This window comes from Pseudomonas parakoreensis, from assembly GCF_021602155.1.
GTDB classification, from domain to species: domain Bacteria; phylum Pseudomonadota; class Gammaproteobacteria; order Pseudomonadales; family Pseudomonadaceae; genus Aquipseudomonas; species Aquipseudomonas parakoreensis.
In genome coordinates, this window is record NZ_BQHY01000054.1 from 1 (window position 1) to 1,600 (window position 1,600).

Here is a 1,600-nt window from a genome sequence, read left to right on the forward strand (position 1 = left end):
GCATCATCGCCGACCTGATCCGCATCCAGGTGCGTCAGGCGGCGGTGGGCATCTTCGGCACGCTGTTCAGCGGACTGGCGGGTGCTGGTGCATCTGCTGCCGGTAATGGCTTTGCCGCTGGATCGGCTGCAGCGACATCGTCGAGCCTGGGGGCTTCGGCGGCCGGTTACAGCTCGAAGTACGGCTTCTCCGACGGCGGCTATACCGGTGATGGTGGCAAGTTCGAGCCGAAGGGCGTAGTGCACGGCGGCGAGTTCGTGGTCCGCAAGGAAGCCGTGAGTCAGCCGGGCGCCCGAGAATTCCTTGAGCGCATGAACGCGAATACGAAGGGCTATGCTGACGGTGGCTACGTTGGTGGCGGGGCATCTACTTCAAGAGCAGCTACGTCTTCTGCGTCGATGAGCCTTCCACCCATTGAGCAGAACTTCTATTTCCAAGGAAACCCCGATTCAAACACCGCCGAGCAGCTGAAGCAGGCTGCAGATGATGGCGCGAATCGCGGCATGAAAGGGGCGTACGAAATGATGCTGCGTGACCTCAAACAGAACGGGCCGGCAATGCAACTGATAAGGAGAAATCGATGAAAGTTTCCGATCTGGATGTACCCGAGCTGCTGGATGTGATCACCAAGGCTATATCACCGGTGATATTCAAGGGGATAGACCAAGACTCGTCTCCTCACCTTTGGCGTGAGCGCATGAAACTGCACGCTGAGATCGTGGGCCGAATCACGGCCGTTCTGCACTGCGGCGATGAGGTCGGCCCAGATATCGGTGAGCTCATTGAAATTTGCACTCGCAATATGCGCGCCGGTTACGAGCAATCATTTTCTGAGGTGCTGGGACCGGGCGGCTCCTTAAGCAAGATCCGCAAGCCTTAACCCGTTTCTCCAAGGAGTACCGCATGGCTCTCACGTGGCCGGCTTCGCTGCGCCCGTCAGAAATGACGTGGGGCATCGTCAACAACAGCAGGGCGTTCACGTCGACACTTTCGAACGCCCAGCAAATCATCGGCTACCCGGGCGCCTACTGGCAGTGCACGCTGACCTTCGGACTATTGACGAGGGGCCAGGAGCGCGAGCTGTCGGCGTTCCTCGGGCGGCTCGACGGCATGATGGGCACCTTCAACCTTCCGGCCTTCACCAGGCGCAGGACGAACAGCGTTGGCGCACTGACGGTGGTCACCGGTAACGCTCAGGCGCGATCGATGGTCATCGGCGGCGCAACGGCGAACGCCCCGGCTTTCAGCGCTGGCGACTACATCACCATCGCCGGCGAGATGTTCGAAGTCACAGATCCTGCATCAGCCAATGCGCAGGGCAGGGTGACCGTGCTGCTCAACAAGCGGATCCGCAAGACGCTCACGGCCGGTACCGCTGTGGAGTACCTCAACCCGTACTCCGAAATGCGGATGACCTCTGACACCTGGTCCATGTCCGTGCGCCCCGTGGTCGCGAACGGCAGTTATCAATTCAGGGAGGCCTTCTGATGCCCTCAGCATTCCCGTTCAGTCAGAGCGTGGTGAACATCATTGCCACAGGCCGATTCATGCCGGTGTACGCGGTGCAGCTCGACTTCGTCGACGGCATGGTCTTCGCGCA

The 1,600-nt window shown here is 60.2% G+C and carries 3 protein-coding genes; all 3 read left to right on the forward strand.

The genetic code is table 11. From position 1 onward, the window contains the following. On the forward strand, positions 1-584 hold a 584-nt coding region (locus tag L6D63_RS28290; protein WP_476748332.1), incomplete at its 5' end, for a phage tail tape measure protein. Beyond that, positions 581-880 (forward strand): hypothetical protein, encoded by a 300-nt coding sequence (locus tag L6D63_RS28295; protein WP_042559961.1) that lies wholly within the window; start codon positions 581-583, stop codon positions 878-880. The genes L6D63_RS28290 and L6D63_RS28295, both read left to right, overlap by 4 nt. A 23-nt stretch (positions 881-903) precedes the next feature. Further along, a complete protein-coding gene (locus L6D63_RS28300) occupies positions 904-1,488 on the forward strand; it encodes a hypothetical protein (protein WP_095668791.1) in 585 nt (194 codons plus the stop codon). The last annotated feature ends 112 nt before the right edge of the window (positions 1,489-1,600 follow it).